The sequence below is a fragment of the Streptomyces inhibens genome, from assembly GCF_022221585.1.
Lineage (GTDB): Bacteria > Actinomycetota > Actinomycetes > Streptomycetales > Streptomycetaceae > Streptomyces > Streptomyces inhibens.
Map to the genome: position 1 here is coordinate 3,237,075 of NZ_CP084681.1, position 19,005 is coordinate 3,256,079.

General features: G+C 69.0%; 17 protein-coding genes. 5 read left to right on the forward strand and 12 right to left on the reverse strand.

From position 1 onward, the window contains the following. Positions 1 to 170: 170 nt before the first annotated feature. Both KI385_RS14940 and KI385_RS14945 read left to right on the forward strand, forming a co-directional pair. On the forward strand, positions 171 to 1,433 hold the full coding sequence (locus KI385_RS14940) for a sugar kinase (RefSeq protein ID WP_238572704.1): 1,263 nt from the start codon (positions 171 to 173) through the stop codon (positions 1,431 to 1,433). Positions 1,434 to 1,458: 25 nt separating this feature from the next. Next, positions 1,459 to 1,674, forward strand: a complete 216-nt coding sequence (locus tag KI385_RS14945; RefSeq protein ID WP_238572705.1) for an FmdB family zinc ribbon protein — start codon at positions 1,459 to 1,461, stop codon at positions 1,672 to 1,674. 41 nt (positions 1,675 to 1,715) lie between these two features. Here the strand turns inward: KI385_RS14945 and KI385_RS14950 are convergent, their stop codons facing one another. From KI385_RS14950 to KI385_RS14960, 3 genes are all read right to left on the reverse strand, one after another. After that, positions 1,716 to 2,339, reverse strand: coding sequence for an O-methyltransferase (locus tag KI385_RS14950; protein ID WP_238577699.1), 624 nt, complete (start codon positions 2,337 to 2,339; stop codon positions 1,716 to 1,718). A 209-nt stretch (positions 2,340 to 2,548) separates the two neighbouring features. Next, a complete protein-coding gene (locus KI385_RS14955; RefSeq protein ID WP_238572706.1) occupies positions 2,549 to 3,208 on the reverse strand; it encodes a response regulator transcription factor in 660 nt (219 codons plus the stop codon). Then, positions 3,199 to 4,338, reverse strand: a complete 1,140-nt coding sequence (locus tag KI385_RS14960) for a sensor histidine kinase (protein WP_238572707.1) — start codon at positions 4,336 to 4,338, stop codon at positions 3,199 to 3,201. The genes KI385_RS14955 and KI385_RS14960 overlap by 10 nt, the downstream gene beginning before the upstream one ends. Positions 4,339 to 4,447: 109 nt before the next feature. Here KI385_RS14960 and KI385_RS14965 point away from each other — a divergent pair, with 109 nt between their 5' ends. Continuing rightward, entirely contained in the window at positions 4,448 to 5,086 is a 639-nt protein-coding gene (locus KI385_RS14965) for a DedA family protein (RefSeq protein ID WP_238572708.1), read from the forward strand. On the opposite strand, the gene KI385_RS14970 is transcribed toward KI385_RS14965, so the two are convergent. The 3 genes from KI385_RS14970 to KI385_RS14980 are packed head-to-tail and all read right to left on the reverse strand — an operon-like array spanning position 5,049 to position 9,595. Then, the gene (locus KI385_RS14970) at positions 5,049 to 5,870 is read right to left on the reverse strand and encodes an HAD family hydrolase (protein WP_238572709.1); all 822 of its coding nucleotides are present in this window, start codon (positions 5,868 to 5,870) and stop codon (positions 5,049 to 5,051) included. The two genes, KI385_RS14965 and KI385_RS14970, sit on opposite strands and share 38 nt — an antisense overlap. Next, complete coding sequence (locus KI385_RS14975) at positions 5,870 to 8,407, reverse strand: phosphoribosyltransferase (RefSeq protein ID WP_238572710.1); 2,538 nt, start codon at positions 8,405 to 8,407, stop codon at positions 5,870 to 5,872. Before KI385_RS14975 ends, KI385_RS14970 begins: the two co-directional genes overlap by 1 nt. A 15-nt stretch (positions 8,408 to 8,422) precedes the next feature. Next, positions 8,423 to 9,595 carry an HpcH/HpaI aldolase/citrate lyase family protein gene (locus KI385_RS14980; protein WP_238572711.1) on the reverse strand — a complete coding sequence of 391 codons (1,173 nt, stop codon included), beginning with the start codon at positions 9,593 to 9,595 and terminating at the stop codon, positions 8,423 to 8,425. A 218-nt stretch (positions 9,596 to 9,813) separates the two neighbouring features. Here KI385_RS14980 and KI385_RS14985 point away from each other — a divergent pair, with 218 nt between their 5' ends. Then, a complete protein-coding gene (locus tag KI385_RS14985) occupies positions 9,814 to 10,995 on the forward strand; it encodes a TerD family protein (RefSeq protein ID WP_238572712.1) in 1,182 nt (393 codons plus the stop codon). A gap of 73 nt (positions 10,996 to 11,068) precedes the next feature. On the opposite strand, the gene KI385_RS14990 is transcribed toward KI385_RS14985, so the two are convergent. The 6 genes from KI385_RS14990 to KI385_RS15015 form a co-directional block, all read right to left on the reverse strand. Continuing rightward, the gene (locus KI385_RS14990; protein WP_238572713.1) at positions 11,069 to 11,815 is read right to left on the reverse strand and encodes a TerD family protein; all 747 of its coding nucleotides are present in this window, start codon (positions 11,813 to 11,815) and stop codon (positions 11,069 to 11,071) included. A gap of 97 nt (positions 11,816 to 11,912) precedes the next feature. Continuing rightward, complete coding sequence (locus KI385_RS14995) at positions 11,913 to 13,046, reverse strand: DUF475 domain-containing protein (RefSeq protein ID WP_238572714.1); 1,134 nt, start codon at positions 13,044 to 13,046, stop codon at positions 11,913 to 11,915. A gap of 52 nt (positions 13,047 to 13,098) precedes the next feature. Then, complete coding sequence (locus tag KI385_RS15000; protein WP_238572715.1) at positions 13,099 to 13,674, reverse strand: TerD family protein; 576 nt, start codon at positions 13,672 to 13,674, stop codon at positions 13,099 to 13,101. Positions 13,675 to 13,884: 210 nt separating this feature from the next. Beyond that, positions 13,885 to 14,460: a TerD family protein gene (locus KI385_RS15005; RefSeq protein ID WP_128505933.1), complete on the reverse strand. Its 576-nt coding sequence runs from the start codon at positions 14,458 to 14,460 to the stop codon at positions 13,885 to 13,887. 171 nt (positions 14,461 to 14,631) lie between these two features. Beyond that, positions 14,632 to 15,090, reverse strand: a complete 459-nt coding sequence (locus tag KI385_RS15010) for a peroxiredoxin (protein ID WP_238572716.1) — start codon at positions 15,088 to 15,090, stop codon at positions 14,632 to 14,634. A gap of 148 nt (positions 15,091 to 15,238) precedes the next feature. Next, positions 15,239 to 15,661 (reverse strand): DUF3052 domain-containing protein, encoded by a 423-nt coding sequence (locus tag KI385_RS15015; protein ID WP_128505937.1) that lies wholly within the window; start codon positions 15,659 to 15,661, stop codon positions 15,239 to 15,241. Between the two features lie 519 nt (positions 15,662 to 16,180). On the opposite strand from KI385_RS15015, the gene aceE reads away from it, so the two are divergent. Next, positions 16,181 to 18,913 carry a pyruvate dehydrogenase (acetyl-transferring), homodimeric type gene (gene aceE / locus KI385_RS15020; RefSeq protein WP_238572717.1) on the forward strand — a complete coding sequence of 911 codons (2,733 nt, stop codon included), beginning with the start codon at positions 16,181 to 16,183 and terminating at the stop codon, positions 18,911 to 18,913. Positions 18,914 to 19,005: the final 92 nt, after the last annotated feature.

Genomic DNA, 19,005 nt, shown 5'->3' on the forward strand with positions numbered 1-19,005 from the left:
CGGAGATGCGACCAGGCGAGACCGCGCAGCGAAGCGAGGAAGCGCAACGAGGCGGCGAGGCACAACAAGGTGGCTCGGCCTCTCGTCCCGGGGCCGCCCCTCGCCATCCCCGCCATCCCCGCCTTCCCGGGCAACCGGGCCGCCCGGACGTCTTCACCTTCGGCGAGACCATGGTCGCCCTGCGCGGCAGCGGCCCCCTGAAGCTCGGTGGCACCATGAACGTCTCCATCGCCGGCGCGGAGAGCAATGTCGCGATCGGCCTGGCCCGCCTTGGGCACGAGGTGCGCTGGGCGGGCGCGGTCGGCGAGGACGAGGCCGGACAGCTGGTGCTCCGTACGTTGCGTGCCGAGGGCGTCGAGGTGTCCGGCGCCTCGCCCGACGCCGGTGCCCCCACCGGGCTGCTCCTCTTCGAGCCGCGGCTACCCGAGGTCACCCGGGTGCACTACTATCGCGCCGGATCGGCCGGTTCGCGGCTCACGGCAGACACGATCGAACGCGCCTTCTCTGTCGCCCCACCCCGCGTCCTGCACCTGACGGGCATCACCCCGGCCTTGAGCCCGACGGCCCGCTCGGCGGCTCGTCGGGCCCTCCAACTCGCCCGTCGGCACGGCTCATTGACCTGCCTCGACGTCAACTTCCGCGCTCGGCTGTGGACCGCCGAGGAGGCCGCCACGGTCCTGCGCGAGTGGATTCCCTCCGTGGACGTCTTGATCGCCTCCGATGACGAACTACCGCTGTGCCTGCCCGGAGCCATGGGCCGGGAGGGAAACGACCAGAAGGGCACGGGCCGGGAGGGCATGGGTGGGGACAGCACGGGCGGGGACAGCACAGGTGGGGACAGCACGGGCCGGGAGGGCACGGGTGGGGACAGCACGGGCGGGGACAGCACAGGTGGGGACAGCACGGGCCGGGAGGGCACGGGCCGGGAGGGCACGGGCGGGGACAGCACAGCCAGACACGGCACAGGCCAGGAAGGCACGGGCGGGGGCCGCACCGGCGGGAAGGGCACAGGCGGGGACGGCCCAGGCGAAGGCGGCAGAGGCGGGGACGGCCCAGGCAGAGGCCAAGCAGCCGCCACCCCCCGTGCCGCCACCACCCCCCTCGCGGCCCAGGCCAAGCTCCTTCTGGACCTCGGCGTCGGCGAGGTGGTGGTCAAACTCGGCGCGGACGGGGCGACGGCCTTCACCGACGACGGCTGTCTGTACCACCAGCCCGCCAAGTCGGTACGGGCCGTGGACGCCGTGGGGGCCGGCGATGCCTTTGTGGCGGGCTATCTCTCCGCCCTGCTGGACGGCGAAGGACCGGCCGGACGCCTTGAGCGCGCCGTCACCACTGGCGCCTTCGCGGTCGCGTCCCGCGGTGACTGGGAGGGCGCGCCGACCCGTCCGGAGCTGGGCATGCTGGGCGCACCGCCCGGCACCGTCGTGCGCTGACCAGCGCCACGGCTAACCTGTGCCCATGCCTCGTTACGAATACCGGTGCCGCCCGTGTGGCTCCATCTTCGAGCTGAACCGGCCGATGGCCGAGTCCTCCGCCCCGGCCGTCTGCCCGGAAGGCCATGAGGACACCGTGAAGCTCCTTTCCACGGTCGCCGTCGGCGGCTCCGCATCCGCCCCCGCCCCGAGCGGCGGGGGTGGCGGGGGTGGCTGCTGCGGAGGCGGCTGCTGCGGTTAGGCACGTCTGCGGCCGGGCCCCGGGCCGCGCCCTCGGGGCCGCTACCGCTTGCGCGCCAGCGTCACGCCGTCCGCGACGGTGAGCATCACCGCCTCCATCCGGTGGTCCGCCACGACATGGTCGTTGAACGCCCTGATCGCCAGGGCCGACCCGGTCGCCGCCGGGTCGACGACCTCGCCACGGAAGAGCACATTGTCCGCGACGATCAGTCCCCCGGGCCGCATCCGGGGTACCAGCTCTTCCCAGTAGGCGATATAGCCGCCCTTGTCCGCGTCGACATAGGCGAGGTCGATATGCGGCTCGGCCGGCATCGCCCGCAGCGTTTCCAGTGCGGGCGCGATCCGCAGCTCGATACGGTCCGCGAGTCCGGCCTTCGCCCATGCCTCCCGGCCGTACGCCGTCCACTCCTCGGACACATCGCAGGTGATCAGTGTGCCGTCCGCGGGCAACGCCTGGGCCATGGACAGCGCCGAGAACCCGGTGAACGTCCCCACCTCGACGACGTGCCGAGCCCCGGTCAGCCGCACCAGGAACGCGAGCAGCGGCCCTTGCTCCTCGGCCGACTGCATCCCGGCCGCCTCGGGGAACTTCTGGTGTGTGAGCTCCACAATGTCGCGCTGCGCGGGGTTCAACGGCGGATTGTGGGCGAGGACGTATTCGTACATCTCCGCGGTGATCGGCGTGCTCTTGGACTCAACCACTGCCACTCCTCTTGATCAAGGATCGCGGTCTCGGCCGATCACCGGACGGTGCAGCCGACCGCCTCGGCGAGACTAACCGAGCTCCGACACCACCAGCTGCTTTTCACCCCCTCCACGAGCCGTCACGCACAGGCCGTCAGGCGCTCCACGGCACCCCTCATCTGCCCCTTTCGTCATGTGCCCAGGTACCGCAACACCGCCAGGACTCGGCGTGAATACCCGGATGTGCCGATCAGATCGAGCTTGTCGAAGATGGCGTTGGCGTGTTTCTCCACGGCGCTCTGCGAGATGTGCAGCCGGACGGCGATCGCCGCGTTGGTATGTCCCTGTGCCATCTCTGCGAGCACCTCGCGTTCGCGTGCGGTGAGCGTGCCCAGCGGATCGGAGCGGCGGCTGCGCGTCAGCAACTGCCGTACGACTTCGGGGTCGAAGGCCGCCTGACCGGCACCCACCCGCTCCAACGCGTCCAGGAACTCGTCCACCTGGACCACCCGGTCCTTGAGGAGATAGCCCACCCCCTCGCTGTCGTCGGTCAGCAGCTCGGTGGCATAGCGGCGCTCGACATACTGCGAGAGCACCAGCACACCGACCTCGGGCCAGCGCTCCCGGATCCGCACGGCTGCCCGCAGCCCCTCATCGGTATGGGTGGGCGGCATACGAACGTCCACGACCACCGCGTCCGGCTTCTCCCCCGTCTCCGCCGCGCGCTCCAGCACGGCGATCAGCTGATCGGCGTCACCGACCGCGGCCGCCACCTCGTGCCCCTCCTCGGCGAGGAGGCGCACCAGGCCCTCCCGCAGCAAGGTCGAATCGTCGGCAAGCACTACGCGCACGGCAGCTCCGCGGTGATGGTGGTCGGTCCGCCGGCCGGGCTGTCCACCCGGAACCGGCCGTCGAGGGCGGCGACCCGGCGGGCCAGCCCGAACAGGCCGCTGCCGGCGGAATCCGCGCCGCCCAGTCCGTCGTCCTCGATCCGCACGAGCACGGCGTCCTCGCCTTGGGCGACGCGGACGGTTATCAGCCCGGCACCCGAGTGCTTGACGGCGTTGGTGACTGCTTCGGAGACCACGAAGTAGGCGACCGTCGCCACGGCCGTCTCGGGCTCGGCGGCGAGTTCGTAGTCGAGGCGTACGGGGATCGCCGAGCGCTCGGCGACCGTCTCCAAGGCGGCCCGCAGCCCCGCCTCGTCAAGCACCGTCGGATAGACCCGCCAGGCCACTTCGCGCAGCTCGGTCAGGGCTTGGCCGCTCTCTTCATGGGCCTGGCGCAGGAGTTGCTCCGCGCGCTGCTCGTCCTGGCTGCGCAGGGCGCGGCCGAGCAGCATTCCGAGGGCCACCAGCCGCTGCTGCACGCCATCGTGCAGATCGCGCTCGATGCGGCGGCGCTCGTCATTGACCGCGGCGACGACGCCGGCGCGGCTGGTCGCCAACTGCTCGATGCGGCGCTCCAACTCCTCCTGGTGGCTAGGGCCGAGGTATCGCCGCGCCAGCTTGGTTTCGAGGTTGGCGACGCCGAATGTGCCCTGAAGGCTGAGGAAGAGAAGGAAGAGGCCGCCGATGCTCGAGATCGCGAGGGTGCCGGGATTGCGGACTTCGGACAGCAGCAGGATGAAGATCCAGGAGATGCCGTACGCCGCCCCGATCAGCGTCACGCTCAGGACGAGCGCACCCAACAGCCCCAACGCCCAGCGCAGCGAAAGATATTGCAGAGCGCGGTGGTCGGTGTAGGCGTGCGAGGTGTCGGTCGTGATGTAGCTGCGGAGGCGGCGTCGGTTGGCCTCCGTCAAGGCGCGCCCGCCGGCCGTCACGGGCTTGAGCACCGCGCGGCGGCCGCGTGGCCAGGCCAGGACGAGCAGCAGCGACAGGGCGGAGAGCGCGACGAAGGGGAGCTCGGCCACCGTGAACACGGCACCGAGCACCAGCCCTGTCGCCAGGCGCAATCCGCGCCGTGCAATTCCTAACATGATCAAAACGCTAGCCGCATCGCGCGCCCTCGCACACTGCGGAAAACCGCAGTCTTTTGTGCGGTGTACCGCAATGTGCCGGCGAGCGAGAATTCATAGCTTTGAAAACATGATCGAGAGCATCGGAAGCACCGCACCCGGCTGGATCACCGACCTCATGGACGCGCTCGGCGCGCCCGGCGCGGGGCTGGCGATCGCAGCAGAAAATCTCTTCCCGCCGCTGCCGAGCGAGGTGATCCTGCCGCTGGCGGGCTTCGCGGCCAGTGGCGGCAGTATGCATCTGGCGTCCGCGCTCGCGTGGACGACCCTCGGCTCGGTGATCGGCGCCCTGGCGCTGTACGGCGTGGGCGCGTTGCTCGGGCGCGAGCGTACGGTCGCGATCGCGGCGAGGCTGCCGCTGGTCAAGGTCTCCGACATCGAGAAGACGGAGCGCTGGTTCCAGCGGCACGGGACGAAGGCGGTGTTCTTCGGCCGGATGATTCCCCTCTTCCGCAGCCTCATCTCGATACCCGCCGGCATCGAGCGCATGCCGATACCGGTCTTTCTCGCACTGACCACTCTCGGCAGCCTGGTCTGGAACGCGATCTTCGTCCTCGCCGGCTATCTGCTCGGCGAGAAGTGGGAGGAGGTGACGGGCTTTGTGGATGTCTATTCGAAGGTGGTCCTTGCGGCAGCCGCGCTGGCGGTGGCGGCCTTTGTCTCGGTGCGCGTCAGCCGGCGCGGCCCGGGGATGCGGCGCCGCGGATGAAGGCCCGCACGATCTCCTCGCCCGCGGCGACACCCCGCTCGTCGAGCGCCGTGACATGCGGGGCCTGCCAGCCGGAGTCGGCCAGCTCGCCGTGGCCCGGCCGCCAGCCGCGGTCCGCGGCCAGCAGCAGATCGGCGTCGAGAAGGGAGTCACCGGCCGCGAGGATCTCGGACGCCCCGGTGCGGCGCGCCACCTCCGCCACGGCTGCGCTCTTGGTCAGCGGCTGCGGCACGGCGTAGATCTTGCGGCCCTGCAGGGACACCGTCCAGCCACGCTCTTCCGCCCAGCCCGCGAGGTCCTTGACCCAGGTTTCGGGCAGCAGCGGCCGCTCCACGACGAGATAGGCGAAGAGGTCCTCGGCGACGCGCTCCTTGAGCAGCCAGGCCGGGTCGGCGGTGCGCACAAGGTGTGTACGGATCTCGTCCAGGGGCGCGCAGTGCGAGGCGAGCCGCTCGGCGACCGTGCGCTGCCAGTCCGGGTCCGACTCGCCCCGTACGAGCAGGTGGCCGCCGTTGGCGCAGATGGCGAACTCCGGCGCCGGGCCGGGGAGATGGATACGCCCGTACTGCTCACGGGTGCGGGTGGTGGTCGGCACAAAGGTGGTGCTGCCGGCCAGTTCGGCGAGCAGCCCGGCGGCCGTCTCCGTCATATAGGACAGCGGCTTGCGCTCGTAGGTCTCGACGCACAGGAGTCGTGGGGCCTCGGCGTCGGGCATGGCAAGGCCCAGAGCGGCCGCCGAATAGATCAGGGTGCGGTCGAGGTCGCTGGCGACGATCGCGCTCATCAGGAGGTCACAGCCTTTCCGTCAGCACCCGTGGCCCCGCGAGTGAAGCGGGGGTGGATCAACCCGACACAGGTATAGGGCAGTTCGTCGACCTCTTCGACGGGCACACCCCGTAGTTCAGCCAGGAGGCGCACATGATCGAGATCGGCCCCGGCACCCCGCCGGGACAGGATCTTCCAGGGGACCCTGCGCAGCAGTACGCGCGTGGTCTCACCGACACCGGGCTTCACGAGATTGACGTCGTGGATGCCGTACTCCTCACTGATCCGTTCGACGGCCGCCCAGCCCTGCCAGGTGGGGGCCCGGTCGGCGGCGGCCAGTTCCTTCACCTCCGCGGCAACTTCGTCGGCGACCTCGTCGAAGCGGGCGCTGACCGCGTCCAGGAACGTGCGCGACGCATCGGCTGCGGCCAGCTCGCGGTAGAACTTGGCGCCGTGGAAGTCGTCCGGGCCCACGAGGTCGTCGCGCAGAACCGTGCGCGATATGAGGCCGGAGACGGTGGAGTTGAGGCAGGCGGACGGGATGAGGAAGTCATCGCGGGTGCCATAGGTCTCGACGCAGCCGCCGGGGTCGGCGAGCACGGCGATCCGCGGGTCGAAGCCCGGGAAGTCCTCCAGGGCCTGGGCGAGCTCGCGGGTGATGGCGCCCTTGCCGGTCCAGCCGTCCACGAAAACGACATCCGCCGGATCGTGATGGGCGGCCAGCCAGCGGAGCGCGGTGGTGTCGATGCCCCGGCCGCGGACGATCGAGACCGCGTAGTGCGGCAGGTCGAGGCCGTGTGCGTGCAGCGCCCAGCGGCGCATCAGCACCCCGACGGGGGTGCCGGCCCGCGCCAGCGACACCAGCACGGGCCGTTGACTGCGTTCCGCGAGCACGGTCTCGGTGACGGTCCCGACAGCTCGCGCGATCCGGGTCGCGGAGGTCTGCAGCGCGCTGTGAAACAGCGCCTGGTACTGCTCGCTCGGCTGGTATTCGACGGGCAGCGACTCGGCGTAGTGGGCGCCGCCGCGCTGAATCGCCTCCTCGCGTTCCTCGGTGGGCGCTTCCAGCGTGACGTCGGACAGGTCCTGCAGCAGCCAGCCGACCTCATCGGCGGCGTAGGAGGAGAAGGCGGGTCCGCGCAGCGGCTCGGGCAAGGGCATGGAGGGGGCCTGTGGTTGCGGGGTGTACGAGGGGATGACGGCGAGCAGCAGCCGGTCGGTGTGGTCGGCGAGACGGTCCAGCAGACCGCCGGCGGCATGCAGTTCGGGGAGGTCGCCGTGCGAGTCCACGACGGCGACGATGGCGTCGAACCGGCGTTCCGGGTCGGTGCCGGCAGCGACGTTGTAGGCGTAGCGCTCCCCCGGCCCGTCGGCCGGACAGTCGTGGGCGGGGAAGGACAGCCGGGTCCGTATCGCGTAACCGGGGTCGTCCACGGCGAGCACGGGCGAGCGGGTGGTGGTCGAGAAGTAGACGCCGGCGCCCGTGGCCGGCGCGGCCGGCTCATCGGTTCGCGGCGCGCGGGTGGCGTCTTCCTTCTCGGCGACCAGAGTGTCCAGGGACTCGGCTATCCGCAGCGGCGCGTACATCAGCTCCTCGTTGCCGAGAACGAGGATGCGGCGGGCGCCGTCCAGGTGTTGGGCGATGCGGGCCGCCATGCCGGGCAGCCCGGCCTCCAGCCGCTCGCGGTGTGCCGGTGTGAAGCCGTGCCGCCCGCCGTCCGGGATCCCGGCCGGCCAGTCGAGGTCGATCCGCGTGATCTCCGCGCCACCGCTACCGGCGGGCTCGGAGGCACTCCCCGGGGCAGCCGCCGGCCCCTGTGCCGCACGGGCCTCGTGCTCGGCGACGAGTTCCTGGCCGCGGGTCAGAACGTCCTCGGGCAGGCCTACGCCGCCCGCGGCCAGCGCCACGAGATCAACGCGGGCGCCCAGCTCCGCCGCGAACTTCTCCAGACGGCTGCGGTCCGCGTCGGAGCGCATGTCGACCAGGGCGACGACCACGTACCGCTCGCGCGGGAAGTGTGCGTGCAGCGCCTTGATGGTGTTCAGGACCGTCCGGCCGGTGGAGAACTCGTCGTCGACGAGCACCAGCGGCCCGTCGCCGGCCAGGAGTTCGCGGTCCTCCGGGAGCAGCAGATGCGAGGTGGCGTGGCTGTGCTCCTCTTCGAATCCGCCCACTTGTGCCACGCCTGCCACGGGCCGGCGGGTGGAGTGCAGGTAGGGCGCGAGTGCCAGCCCGTCGGCCACGGAGTGGCCCAGGCCGGTGGCGGTCTCGGCGTAGCCCAGGACGACGGAGCGGGCGGCTGCCTCGTCACCCAGCAGCTCGCGCACCCGGCGCCCCAGCCCGAAGCCGGCGCCATGGACCACGCCCGGCCGCTGTGGCACGTGCTTGCCCAGCACGTTCGACACGAGCAGATGGGCCCGCTTGGGGTTGCGTCGCAACGCAAGGCCCAGCAGTTCCGGCAGCTCGTCCCCGCCGCTCAGCGAGACCCCGAGCCGACCGGCGACCCATTCTCCCGTCCACACCACGCGATTCGTCTCCTCCGTCGTACCGTTCATGTCGTTCGCCGCATGTCACGTCTGCGGCAGGCTCGCCGTCAGCAGCTCCACGAACCCGATGCCCTCGCGGGCGACGCCGAAAGCCTCGGCGCGCAGCAGGGTTCGCTCGGCCCAGGCGCGGTGCGGCTTCACCTCGTTCATCTTGTTCGTATAGGCGGAGCGCAGGACGCCGCCGTCGCACCGTTCGGGCCGCAGGATGTCAGCGGCGTCGCTGAACTCCTCATGGCTGACGACCGAGAGGGCGTGCACCGGCGCGACATGCGAGGGGTGGATGCAGGTCTTTCCCTGCAGCCCGTTCGCGCGGTCCAGTTCGATCTCGCGCAGCAGGCCGTCCATGTCGTGCTCGATCAGGGCCGTACGCAATTCCTCGGCGCGTCCGAGGAACGGGCTGCGTCGCAGCTGTGGCTTGAACATGCGCTCGTGCAGCCGGAAGTACTCCCACACCGGCCCGGTGACCGTGAAGCCGGTGCCGTCCGCCCGTCCCAGCACATTCACCACGTCGGAGATCACGGAGGCGACGATATGGACGTCGTACGCCGTCATGTCGGGTGCTCTGCGCAGCCCATAGGCGGAGCAGAAGTCCGTGACACCGAGCCGGAGGGCGAGGACCCGGTCCCGGTATTTGTCGACGGTCCTGGCGATGCCCTGAAGGGTTTCGAACCGGCTCTCCAGATGCAGCAGCTGCGGGGATTCCAGCACCGGCATCGCGAACAGCCGTCGATCGCAGACGGACTCTGCCGTGGTCAGCGCCTCAAGGAACGGGACTCCGCGTTCTTCGGTGAACTTCGGAAGTACGAATCCGGACAGCCTGCGCACCGTTGGGCCGAGTCTGCGCACCAGGTCCGGTATTTGACCGGGTGTGCGGACGCGGATGAACAGCAGCGGAAGGTCCGTGCCCGCGGCGGCCGCCTCGTCGAGCAGACCGAGCTGCCGTACGAGATTCTCCTCACCGGCCTCGACATCCCCGTCCCCTATGGAATCTTCGAGGCACAGCACCATCGACTTCACGCCACGCCCGGCCTGCTTGAGGACATCCGCGGCGAGGCGCGGACGGGTCGCGGGGCTGTAGAGGGTGGCGCCGAGTGCGACCGCGAGCGTACGGGCCGGAGAGTCGGCGGTGAACTCCGCCGGCTCCTGGTGGAACAGTGCCTTCCGGATGTCGGGCGCAAGATGCCCAAAATGACGCATATAACTCCCCGTATGCATGCGGGACCCGGGCACCCCCGCTGCGTCTCGCTGTCTGGATCCAGCCGGTAATCGTACGTGTGTGGGGGTGCGGTTAGTTCCCGCGTGCGTGAAAATCACGTAACCCGCATGAGGCGCCCAGATGTCCGGGATCGCGGCCCGCGCACCGCTGACAGGCCCCCGCGTTGTCCCTGCGACCTCAGGGAAGGCAGGATTGCGGCATGACGCACGCGATGCTGAAAGGGTCGAACGTACCCCTCGATGCCACGGCTGTTCGGGCGGTCCTGCGCTGGACGCCCGGCGCCGGTGTCCCTGATGTTGACGCCTCGGCCCTGTTGGTGGGGCCCGACGGATGCGTGCGCTCCGATGAGGACTTCGTCTTCTACAACCAACCGCGGCACCCCAGCGGCCTGGTGCGGCATCTGCCCAAGACCCGGGTCACCGACAGCGTGACCGACACCATCGAGGCGGACCTGGCCACCCTGGATACGTCGGTGGACCGGGTCGTACTGGCCGCATCGTCGGACGGCGGTGCGTTCGCGGGCGTAGCGGATCTGCGGGTTCTGCTGTACGACGTCGCGGAGGCTGAGGGCGAGCCGATCGCGATCTTCGACGTAGTGCCGGAGACCGGCGATGAGACGGCCCTGATCTGCGGGGAGTTGTACCGGCGCGCCGAGGGCTGGAAGTTCCGCGCCCTGGGGCAGGGGTACGAGAGCGGTCTGGTCGGCCTGGCGACCGAGTTCGGGATCTCGGTGGACGAGAACGCCGAGGCCGCCGGAAAGACCCCGCCGGCCTCGGAGGCACCCGTGTCGGCATCGCCCGGCACGGAACCCACGACGGCCATCGACCCGCCCGCCCAAAGCGAGCCGTCCTCCGCCGGCCCGAACGGCAGCCCGTCCGCCCCCGCGGCGGGCAGCCCCGGCGCCTCCGTGCCGCCCGCCACCGGACCGTCCACCCCCACGACCCCGCCTCCGAGCACCTGGCCCGAAGAGGCCTCGGGCCCGCCGTCCGCGGCGAACGCGCAGACCTATCCGACGTCGGACCCCGATGCCGTCACCCAGCATGTGCCGGATGCGCTGCCGGAGCCGTTCTCGGCCGCTCCGCTGCCGTCGGCCGCCGCGACGTCTGCGGGACCCCAGCCCACGAGCGGCGGCTACGGCTACCCGCACAACGTTCCGCCGCCGCCGGCGCAGCCCCCCGCCCAGCCCGCATACGGCTACCCGGGCCCGCCGCCCCAGTACCAGCCCCAGCAGCAGCCGTCCGCGTACGGCTATCCGCAGCCGCCGCAGCAACAGCAGCCGTATCCGGGCGCGACATACGGCTATCCGATGCAGCAGCAGCCCTTCGTGCCGGACCCGTCCTTCGTCCTGCCGCCCCAGGGCCCGCAGTTCCAGCGCCGTTAGGGAAGGCCCCGCGGCCGCCCGCTGACGGCGGCCGTCGGCAGGCAGCCCCGGCGGCGCGGGCGGCCCCGGCGGCTCACACCTTCGTCTTGTACCCCCGGCCCCACTGCAGCCCCCAGCCGTACAGCCGGTCGAGCTCCGCCTGGAAGCCGTAGACGTACTTCACCTCGCGGCGCACCATCAGCTCGCCCTTGACGTTCTCGAGCATGAAGACGGCGCACGAGCGGGCCTGCGGCGCCCGCTCGTCCAGCTTGACCTCCACCCGCGGTCCGCTGCTCGGATAGAGCGTCACGATCGCATGCGTACGGTCGAACGCCGGCGTGCCGTCGTAGATGTAGACGAAGATCAGCAACCGCTTGATCTCGTCGCGGTGGTCCAGATTGATGTACAGCGTCTCGCCGGACCCCGAACCGAAGCGGTCGTCACCACTCAGCTGGACGAACGGCGGCCCATTGAGGTCACCCAGGAAGTTGCCCAACGGCTGCACCACGCCCTTGGTGCCGTCCTTGAGCTCGTACAGACAGGCCAGGTCCAGGTCGACATTGACCACGGCCGGCCCCTGCGCCTGCACGACCTCGGGCTTGAACAGCTTGCCCGGATGCCGCAGCAGGCTGCCCTTGCCCTGCCCGCCCCGCTCATGGAAGTCCGAGGTCCGCATCTGCCAGTGCAGGTTGACCCGCAGATGCCCGGTGGCAGCCCCCTGCTTGGTCAGGGATACGACCGGATTCCGCTTCGTCAGCTCGACGACGTACGACGCTCCACCGCTGTCGAAATCAAATTTCGACGACGCGCCACCGCGCCACAGATTCCCCAGGAACGACACTTTCCCACCCCATTGCTCGGCCCCAACTACCGCGGGGCGGCCCGAGGTCTGCACCCCATGGCCGCCCCGCAGAGAGCGTTCCTCAATCAGCCCCGCGTCACACTCCGGACGCGACTTCCGACTTCGCCCCGCCTTCGGCCCCTGGTTTGCCATCGCGCTTGTTCTTCACCACGGAGGACCAGTAAGAGAGGGCGATCAGCACGACGCCGATCAGGCCTGTGATGACCTCGTGGATCTCGTACTTGATCGTGACGAGCAGGATGACCGCGAGCGCGCCGATCGCGTAGTGCGCGCCGTGCTCCAGGTAGACGTACTCGTCCAGGGTCCCCTTGCGGACGAGGAAGACCGTCAGCGAACGGATGTACATCGCGCCGATGCCCAGACCCAGCGCCATCATGAAGATGTCGTTGGTGATGGCGAAGGCGCTGATGACACCGTCGAAGGAGAAGGACGCGTCGATGACCTCCAGGTAGAGGAACATGAAGAACGCGGCCTTGCCGGCCAGACCCACGGCCGCGCCGGTCCCGCCGCCCTTCTTCTCGGGAGTCGCCGCGGCGGCTTCCTCGCCCTCCTCCGCGTCCTCCAGCTTGTCCTCGAAATAGCCGGAGACTCCGCCGACGATGAGATACGTGATGAGGCCGGCGACGCCGGACAGCAGGACAGTGGCGCTCTTGTCACCGCCCCCGTGCGCGACGTCGGTGGCCACCGTCATGGCGCTCACCAGCAGCACGACCAGCGCGATGATGATCGACAGTGTGTCGAGCTTGCCCAGTTTGGCCATAGGCCGCTCGATCCACGCCAGCCACTTGTAGTCGCGCTCCTCGAAGATGAAGTCGAGGAAGATCATCAGCAGGAACATTCCACCGAAGGCCGCGATGGCCGGGTGGGCGCTGGTGACCAGCTCCTCGTAGTGCGCCTTGTTGTTGATGGCGAGATCGACCGCTTCAATCGGCCCGATCTTCGCGGTGATCGCGACAATGACGACCGGGAACACCAGACGCATGCCGAATACCGCGACGAGGATGCCGACGGTCAGAAAGATCTTCTGCCAGAAGGCATTCATCTTGCGCAGGATGCCTGCGTTGATGACCGCGTTGTCGAACGAGAGCGAGATCTCCAGGATGGACAGGATCCCGACAATCGCGAGCCCCTGCCACCCCCAGAGCACGCCCGCCAAGGCGAGGCCGAACACCGTGATGGCGAACGACCAGCCAAAGGTTTTCAGGAGCACTGCCTACCCAATCCCTCGCTGTGTGGGTCCCCCGCGCGCAGCGCGCGGCGCTTTACGAAACGTTGACCCCGAAGTCTAGAGCGATGCCCCGCAGGCCCGACGCGTACCCCTGGCCTACCGCCCTGAACTTCCATTCGCCGTTGTAGCGGTACACCTCACCGAAGATCATCGCCGTCTCGCTGGAGGCGTCCTCGCTGAGGTCGTAACGGGCGAGTTCGGTGCCGTCGGCCTGATTGACGATACGGATGAAGGCATTGCTGACCTGGCCGAAGCTCTGGCCGCGCAGCTCGGCGTCGTGGATCGAGACCGGAAAGACGATCTTGTCGACCTGCTCGGGCACCTGGGAGAGGTCGACCAGGATCGACTCGTCGTCGCCCTCTCCCTCGCCGGTGAGGTTGTCTCCGGTGTGCTCGACGGAGCCCTCAGGGCTCTTGAGGTTGTTGTAGAAGACGAAGTACTCGTCCCCCAGCACCCGACCCGACTCGCACAGCAGCGCGCTGGCGTCGAGGTCGAACGGCGCTCCGGTCGTGGACCGTGCGTCCCAGCCGAGGCCGACCATGATCTGCGTGAGATTCGGAGCGGCCTTGGACAGGGAGACATTGCCCCCCTTGGCGAGCGTGACGCTCATCGTTCACTTCCTCCCCGGTGTCGGTGCGGGCCGTGCCCGGGCGCGGCCCGTATCCCTGCAAGCGCGCCCGGCGCCGCACTCCCCGGACGGGGGCGTACGGCGCCGGACGCGGTCGTTCTTCTGCCCGGGCAGCCACTGTCGCAGCGCCGCCCGGTCGGACGTCGACGATCAGATCTCGGTCCGGTCTCGGTCCTGTCTCGGTCCTGCCGATCAGACGTTGACGCCGAAGTCCTGCGCGATACCGCGCAGACCCGAGGCGTAGCCCTGACCGATGGCCCGGAACTTCCACTCCGCACCGTTGCGGTACAGCTCGCCGAAGACCATGGCGGTCTCGGTCGAGGCGTCCTCGCTCAGGTCGTAGCGCGCCAGCTCGTTGTTGTCGGCCTGGTTGACCACGCGGATGAACGCGTTACGGACCTGGCCGAAGCTCTGCTGGCGGGTCTCGGCGTCGTAGATCGACACCGGGAAGACGATCTTGGCGACATCGGCCGGCACACCGGCCAGGTTCACCTTGATCTGCTCGTCGTCGCCTTCACCCTCGCCGGTGATGTTGTCGCCGGTGTGCTCGACCGAACCGTCCGGGCTCTTCAGGTTGTTGAAGAACACGAAATTCTGGTCGTTGGCCACCTTGCCCTGGTCGTTCGTCAGCAGGGCGCTGGCGTCCAGGTCGAAGTCCGTACCGGTGGTGGTACGCGCATCCCAGCCCAGACCGACGATGACGGCGGTCAGATTGGGGGCTTCCTTCGTCAGCGAGACGTTGCCGCCCTTGCTGAGGCTGACTCCCACGAGTCCTCCCATAGATTCGAGGGGTACGTAAAGATTTGCGCCCCCATCGTGCATGGCATCGGATCAACGAATTGATCCTAGTGACCGGTTCCCACCGATTGCAGATATCGCACCTGGATCACTGCGGATTCGGCCGGCGGGACCAGCGGCGCCCGGGAGAGTGCGGCCGGCTCAGAGGGTCTCGAGGGCCTTGACGTAGTCGTTCAGGTCACGGGCGTCGGGCAGACCGTTGACGACCGTCCAGCGCACCACGCCGTCCTTGTCGATGACGAACGTGCCGCGCACCGCACAGCCCTTCTCCTCGTCGAAGACGCCGTACGCCCGCGAGGCCTCGCCGTGCGGCCAGAAGTCCGACAGCAGCGGGTACTCCAGGCCCTCCTGCTCGGCGAAGATCCGCAGCGAGAACGGGGAGTCATTGGAGACGGCCAGCAGCTGGACGTCGTCGTTGACGAACTTCGGCAGCTCGTCGCGGAGCGCACACAGCTCACCGGTGCACACGCCGGTGAAGGCGAAGGGGTAGAAGAGGAGGACGACGGCCTTCTCGCCGCGGAAGTCGGAGAGCTTGACCAGCTCGCCGTGCTGGTTCTTCAGCTCGAAATCCGGAGCCTTCGTGCCGACCTCGATCGCCATGGGGTGGGTTCCCTTCCGCTCACGCTCAACAAGACGCGACCAACCCTACGCGCCGGGATGCACGGCCGGGGAACCCGTCCTGAACAGGGCCGAGCCCCCTCCGAACAGGGCGGAGGGGGCTCGGTGACGAGTGTCGGGACGGTGCGGCTCAGCGCTTGGGGGTGACCAGGCGACTGCCGGCCCAGTCCTTGCCCGCGTTGATGCTCTTGGTCTGGGACAGACCCGCGGTCTGCGCGGCCTCATTGATGTCGCTCGGCTCGACGTACCCGTCGCGGCCGGTCTTGGGGGTCAGCAGCCAGATCTGCCCGCCCTCGTCGACCAGCCCGATGGCGTCCACCAGCGCGTCCGTGAGGTCGCCGTCCTCGTCGCGGAACCACAACAGAACGACGTCGCAGACGTCGTCGTAGTCCTCGTCGACGAGTTCCTGGCCGATCACGGTCTCAATGCCTTCGCGGAGATCCTGATCGACGTCATCGTCGTAACCGATCTCCTGGACCACCTGTCCGGGCTCGAACCCCAGCCTGGCGGCAGGGTTGGTCCGCTCCTCCGCGTGGTCCGCGGTCGCGCTCACGGATTGCCTCCTGTCATGTTTCGGGAAATGCTCGGGGACCCCGCGCGTGCGCGGAGCATTGAGGCGTAGTCCACACGGGCCGGGCGGATCGCGCAAGTACCCGGCGGTCCAGACCGCCGAAACGGTGACGTTTGGAGGCGTCTCGCCGCAACCACGACGCCCACAGGACAAGCTGAAGTGATTCACACCACAGCGTTCTGCGGGGTTTATCGGCTACTCGCGCGGGACTGGTCCCTTCGGGGGGCGGACGGGGTCGTTCCGGATCTATTTTCGGGGGCCGCACGTCCGTACGCGAAGCACTTTCGACATGGGCGTATGGTTGCGATTTGGCCGACCTGAGAAATCGGCCTTTTCAGCGCCATCTCTCAGCGGGTGGTTACCCATCGGTAGAGGTGACGTATCCCTGTGGCTCGGTACACGATGGAAGACGGCGCGACACCAAGGCAGAGACAGCTTTCGTCCCGTGCGCAGCATCAAAGGCTTGCAGAGCACGACACGAACCGAACACGAAGGAACAGCGTGGCTTCCGGATCCGATCGAAACCCGATCATCATTGGCGGCCTTCCCAGCCAGGTCCCGGACTTCGATCCCGAAGAGACCCAGGAATGGCTCGACTCGCTCGACGCTGCCGTCGATGAGCGAGGCCGGGAACGTGCCCGCTACCTCATGCTTCGTCTGATCGAGCGTGCCCGCGAGAAGCGCGTGGCCGTGCCCGAGATGCGCAGCACGGACTACGTCAACACCATCGCGACCAAGGACGAGCCGTTCTTCCCGGGCAACGAGGAGATCGAGCGCAAGGTCCTGAACGCGACCCGGTGGAACGCCGCCGTCATGGTCTCGCGCGCCCAGCGTCCGGGGATCGGCGTCGGCGGTCACATCGCCACCTTCGCCTCCTCCGCCTCCCTCTACGACGTGGGCTTCAACCACTTCTTCCGGGGCAAGGACGAGGGCGACGGCGGCGACCAGATCTTCTTCCAGGGCCATGCCTCGCCCGGTGTCTATGCCCGCGCGTTCCTCCTGGACCGACTGTCCGAGGGCCAGCTCGACGCCTTCCGCCAGGAGAAGTCCAAGGCCCCCAACGGCCTGTCCAGCTACCCGCACCCGCGGCTGATGCCGGACTTCTGGGAGTTCCCGACCGTCTCGATGGGCCTCGGCCCGCTCGGTGCGATCTACCAGGCGCGGATGAACCGCTACATGGAGGCGCGCGGCATCGCCGACACCTCCAAGTCGCACGTATGGGCCTACCTCGGCGACGGCGAGATGGACGAGCCCGAGTCGCTCGGCCAGCTGTCCATCGCCGCCCGTGAGGGCCTGGACAACCTGACCTTCGTCGTCAACTGCAACCTGCAGCGCCTGGACGGCCCGGTCCGCGGCAACGGCAAGATCATGCAGGAGCTGGAGTCGCAGTTCCGCGGTGCCGGCTGGAACGTCATCAAGCTGGTGTGGGACCGCAGCTGGGACCCGCTGCTCGCGCAGGACCGCGACGGCATCCTGGTCAACAAGCTCAACAGCACGCCGGACGGTCAGTTCCAGACGTACGCCACCGAGACCGGTGCCTACATCCGCCAGCACTTCTTCGGCGACGACCACCGCCTGCGCGCGATGGTCGAGAACATGACCGACGACCAGATCCTGCACCTGGGCCGCGGCGGTCACGACCACAAGAAGATCTACGCGGCGTATGCGGCGGCCAAGGCGCACAAGGGCCAGCCGACGGTGATCCTCGCGCAGACCGTCAAGGGCTGGACGCTCGGCCCGAACTTCGAGGGCCGCAACGCGACCCACCAGATGAAGAAGCTGACGGTCGAGGACCTCAAGGGCTTCCGTGACCGGCTGCACCTGCCGATCCCGGACAAGGACCTGGAGGACGGCCTGCCGCCGTACTACCACCCGGGCCGCAGCTCCGAAGAGATCCAGTACATGCACGACCGCCGCAAGGCGCTGGGCGGCTATGTGCCCACCCGTGTCGTGCGCGCCAAGCCGCTGCCGCTGCCGGACGACAAGGCGTACGCGGGTGCCAAGAAGGGCTCGGGACAGCAGAAGATCGCCACGACCATGGCGTTCGTCCGTGTCCTGAAGGACCTCATGCGGGACAAGGAGATCGGCAAGCGCTTCGTGCCGATCGCGCCCGACGAGTACCGCACCTTCGGCATGGACGCGTTCTTCCCGTCGGCCAAGATCTACAACCCGCTGGGCCAGCAGTACGAGTCGGTCGACCGTGAACTGCTCCTGGCGTACAAGGAGTCGCCGACCGGTCAGATGCTGCACGACGGCATCACCGAGGCGGGCTGCACGGCCTCGCTGATCGCGGCGGGCTCCGCCTACGCCACGCACGGCGAGCCGCTGATCCCGGTCTATGTCTTCTACTCGATGTTCGGGTTCCAGCGCACCGGTGACCAGTTCTGGCAGATGGCCGACCAGCTCTCGCGGGGCTTCGTGCTCGGCGCGACCGCCGGCCGTACGACGCTGACCGGTGAGGGTCTGCAGCACGCCGACGGCCACTCCCAGCTGCTGGCCTCGACGAACCCGGCCTGTGTCGCCTACGACCCGGCCTACGGTTACGAGATCGCGCAGATCGTCAAGGACGGTCTGCGGCGGATGTACGGCGAGCACGCCGAGGACGTCTTCTACTACCTGACCGTCTACAACGAGCCGATCCTGCACCCGGCGGAGCCGGCCGACGTCGACGTCGAGGGCATCCTCAAGGGTCTGCACCGCGTCAAGCCCGGCGAGAAGGGCGAGCACGCCGCCCAGATCCTCGCCTCGGGTGTCGCGGTGCCGTGGGCGATCGAGGCCCAGCAGATCCTCGCGGACGAGTGGAACGTCAAGGCCGATGTCTGGTCGGCGACGTCCTGGAACGAGCTGCGCCGCGACGCGGTGGAGGTCGAGGAGCACAACCTTCTGCACCCGGAGGAGGAGCAGCGCGTCCCGTATGTGACGCACAAGCTCCAGGGCGCCGAGGGCCCGAAGGTCGCGGTCTCGGACTGGATGCGTTCGGTTCCCGACCAGATCTCGCGCTGGGTTCCCGGCACGTACCAGTCCCTGGGCGCCGATGGCTTCGGTTTCGCGGACACCCGTGGCGCGGCCCGTCGCTTCTTCCACATCGACGCGCAGTCCATCGTCCTGAGCGTGCTCACCGAGCTCGCCAAGGAGGGCAAGGTCGACCGGTCGCTGCTGAAGCAGGCGATCGACCGTTACCAGCTCCTGGACGTCACGGCCGCCGACGCGGGTGAGGCCGGCGGCGACGCCTGACCTCTCCGCGGTCTGCCGCCGCATCGCCTCCGCCGCGCCCCTCGACCAGCGTCCTTCGCCGGTCGGGGGGCGCGGTGGTGTGTGGTGGGGCG

What these genes read in the sequence shown, in the direction of transcription:
- KI385_RS14940 (WP_238572704.1), top strand. Translation starts at nt 171, where the DNA reads ATGGTCGCCCTGCGCGGCAGCGGCCCCCTGAAGCTCGGTGGCACCATG.
- KI385_RS14945 (WP_238572705.1), top strand. Translation starts at nt 1,459, where the DNA reads ATGCCTCGTTACGAATACCGGTGCCGCCCGTGTGGCTCCATCTTCGAG.
- KI385_RS14950 (WP_238577699.1), bottom strand. Translation starts at nt 2,339, where the DNA reads ATGTACGAATACGTCCTCGCCCACAATCCGCCGTTGAACCCCGCGCAG.
- KI385_RS14960 (WP_238572707.1), bottom strand. Translation starts at nt 4,338, where the DNA reads ATGTTAGGAATTGCACGGCGCGGATTGCGCCTGGCGACAGGGCTGGTG.
- KI385_RS14965 (WP_238572708.1), top strand. Translation starts at nt 4,448, where the DNA reads ATGATCGAGAGCATCGGAAGCACCGCACCCGGCTGGATCACCGACCTC.
- KI385_RS14970 (WP_238572709.1), bottom strand. Translation starts at nt 5,870, where the DNA reads ATGAGCGCGATCGTCGCCAGCGACCTCGACCGCACCCTGATCTATTCG.
- KI385_RS14975 (WP_238572710.1), bottom strand. Translation starts at nt 8,407, where the DNA reads ATGAACGGTACGACGGAGGAGACGAATCGCGTGGTGTGGACGGGAGAA.
- KI385_RS14980 (WP_238572711.1), bottom strand. Translation starts at nt 9,595, where the DNA reads ATGCGTCATTTTGGGCATCTTGCGCCCGACATCCGGAAGGCACTGTTC.
- KI385_RS14985 (WP_238572712.1), top strand. Translation starts at nt 9,814, where the DNA reads ATGACGCACGCGATGCTGAAAGGGTCGAACGTACCCCTCGATGCCACG.
- KI385_RS15000 (WP_238572715.1), bottom strand. Translation starts at nt 13,674, where the DNA reads ATGAGCGTCACGCTCGCCAAGGGGGGCAATGTCTCCCTGTCCAAGGCC.
- KI385_RS15010 (WP_238572716.1), bottom strand. Translation starts at nt 15,090, where the DNA reads ATGGCGATCGAGGTCGGCACGAAGGCTCCGGATTTCGAGCTGAAGAAC.